Origin of the sequence: Rhodopirellula sp. UBA1907, assembly GCF_002337565.1 — a bacterium.
In the GTDB taxonomy this organism is placed as follows: Bacteria; Planctomycetota; Planctomycetia; order Pirellulales; family Pirellulaceae; genus Rhodopirellula; species Rhodopirellula europaea.
The window spans coordinates 1-2,516 of the sequence record NZ_DDGH01000095.1 but is presented as its reverse complement, the minus strand read 5'-3'; the positions used below and the strand labels follow the sequence as shown (position 1 = coordinate 2,516).

The window sequence follows — 2,516 nt, the reverse complement described above, 5'->3', positions numbered from 1 at the left end:
AGTCAAATCCTTATTGGTTATCCCTGCGATGCTCTTTACGCAGCGGCGACTGGCGGCATGTCGTCCAAATAAATTGTCAACGCAAGAGGTCCGTCTACGGACTGGATCTCGAATTCGATCAAAGTTCGTCCTTTGCATAGATGGATCTTTGAGGCAGATACTTGCCCCACGGTTGCAAGTTGCGACTGAAGTCCATGAAGTTCAATTTTAGGATTATGCCCCGAAACCACGCAGTGCAGAAGCGGGCAAGGGCCGCGATCTGTGGCGGGTTTAAAGGTGATTTTAGGAGCGGGATCCCCAACAATGAATGATGGGGTAATTGACTGAAGGCGATCGAACGATTCGTTCATAGCGAGAAACCTAGTTCCGGGGATAAGCATTCAGGACTTCATCTTGGCCGCGGCAACAACGCAGAGTCGCAAGAACACACCAAACGCAAAAACGACTAAACCCGCCAGGAGTACAGACTTCGTATTCAGAGCGTATCCAATCATAGCAATGATGATTCCAAGACTCGCAGTTTTGGCCTTTGAAATCTGTCGCTGAATGCTGTCGATGTTCATGGTCTTTTTTTCAAACATGTGAAAGTAAGAGCCTGGTTTGCGTCGCCGTGACTAATTGGGATAACGGCGGACATCACCGAGGACGCGCGAAAGACTCACCATCGCCAAACCGCTCGGCTCGCGTCCTTCGGTGGATGTCATTGTTACCCGCGTCGTCCAATGATACCAGTCTCCGAAGCCCTACGCTTGAACTCATTCGACAAGTTTAGCGCCGCCATTTGTGCGACCAAAGATCGCGTCGATGTTCTCATGCGTAAGCGCAAGTTCGATTTGCCGTCGACCGGTCGCATCAGTCGTAAGAAGCGTTTTCCCGCGAAACATCAGCAAGACAGGCGTCACGGCTATATCGTCCGGTCGAATGGACGGATGTGAGAACTCGCTTGAGTCATCGATCCATCCAAATCCAATGCTAGTACGAAAACTAGTTGCGACGTGATGAAGACGCTTAATCAGGGCCGACGAAGTAGGATCGAAGGTTTCGACAACAAGCACAATTGTCACAGCGTTGACTGCGAGCTGGTGCGTTAAATCGTCGGGCGTAAGTGGAACAGCTTTCACGTTGTTCGAGGGCGTATTCCAGTCAGTCGGGTAACGGTTCCGATCAGCCGGCGGCGACGGTTGATCATCCACTTCAAAACGCCCGACTTCGCCGCTCGGTTGCATCGATGTCGATGAAAGAGTTGGGTGTTTTGAAGAACGGCTCTCCGAGATCATGGGAAGACGAGCGATCGTCTTTCCTTTCGGAGAAAACGGGCTCAAAACGTACTCAAGTCCCTCTCGGAGAACCGCGACCATGTTGTACCTCGGAATCGACCAGCACGCAAAACAACTCACCATCTCTCTCCGCGATGAAGCCGGTGACATTCGCCTTCGTCGCCAGGTCTCCACCCAACCGGAACGGTGCTCCGAGTTCTTCACCAAGCTCAACGAGAAGGCAGCCGAAGAAGGTGGATACATTGCCATCGTCGAGGTCTGCGGCTTCAACGACTGGCTCCTCGCGATCTTGCCTCAGTATGGATGCGTTCAAACGGTTCTGATTCAACCCACCAAGAAACTCAAGGTCAAAACCGACCGTCGCGATGCCCACTCGCTCTCCGAGTTGCTGTGGACCAACCGCAATCGACTTCGAGATGGGTTACCCATCGCCGGGGCTCGTCAAGTTGTCCTGCCCACCAAGCACTACGCCGATTGCCAACGCATCACTCTGCTTCGCAAGGATGCTGGTCGAATGCGAACGAAAGCAACCAACCGAATCAAACACATCCTTCGTCGGCACAACCTTCAGTGGCAGATGCCGACTAAAACCTTCCCAAGCGTCAAAGCGATCGCTTGGCTAAAAACCCTCAGCCTGCCGCCGGTGCAACGTCAAGAAATGGACTGGCAACTGGAGGAGCTGGAACGATGGACCAAACGAATGACCGACCTGGAAGTGATCATCATTGGCCGCTGCCAAGGCGATGCGATGGTCGACCGAATTCGAACCATCCCAGGCTGTGCTCACTACAGTGCGTTGTCATTGGTATGCCGTGTTGGTGACCCTCATCGATTCCCCAAAGGCAAAAGCCTGGCTCACTACTGGGGACTGACTCCCGGCGTCAACGACAGCGGCGAAGGCACGGGAAGACGAGGCCGTATCACCAAGGCCGGAAGCACGATGGCCCGCTGGGTCTTGGCCCAAATCACCCTGCACTGCCTGCGCCACGATCCCGTGATGAAAGCCTGGTACAAGCCGATCAAGAACCGTCGAGGCAGTAAGATCGCTCGTGTCGCCGTGATGCGAAAACTGGCTGTGATCATCCGCAACATGATGGTCCATGAACAAACCTATCAGGAGTGCCGTGATGCAATGTTGAATCGCCGCAAACGGCAACTCGCAACGAACAAGTCCGCTGCCTGATACCAAGTCTCCAAAATTCCACCTCAAAAGTCTGCGGGTGCAGTCGGGCTGGTAGC

General features: G+C 53.6%; 2 protein-coding genes. One reads left to right on the top strand and one right to left on the bottom strand.

All coding sequences use genetic code 11. The features are described from left to right. Positions 1 to 755 precede the first annotated feature (755 nt). The gene (locus tag B2R17_RS22890) at positions 756 to 1,121 is read right to left on the bottom strand and encodes a hypothetical protein (protein WP_286765834.1); all 366 of its coding nucleotides are present in this window, start codon (positions 1,119 to 1,121) and stop codon (positions 756 to 758) included. A 235-nt stretch (positions 1,122 to 1,356) separates the two neighbouring features. On the opposite strand from B2R17_RS22890, the gene B2R17_RS22885 reads away from it, so the two are divergent. Next, the gene (locus B2R17_RS22885; RefSeq protein ID WP_286765833.1) at positions 1,357 to 2,460 is read left to right on the top strand and encodes an IS110 family transposase; all 1,104 of its coding nucleotides are present in this window, start codon (positions 1,357 to 1,359) and stop codon (positions 2,458 to 2,460) included. Positions 2,461 to 2,516: the final 56 nt, after the last annotated feature.

Excerpts from the sequence above, each read along its gene's own strand:
- B2R17_RS22885 (WP_286765833.1), top strand. The coding sequence starts at position 1,357 with ATGTTGTACCTCGGAATCGACCAGCACGCAAAACAACTCACCATCTCT.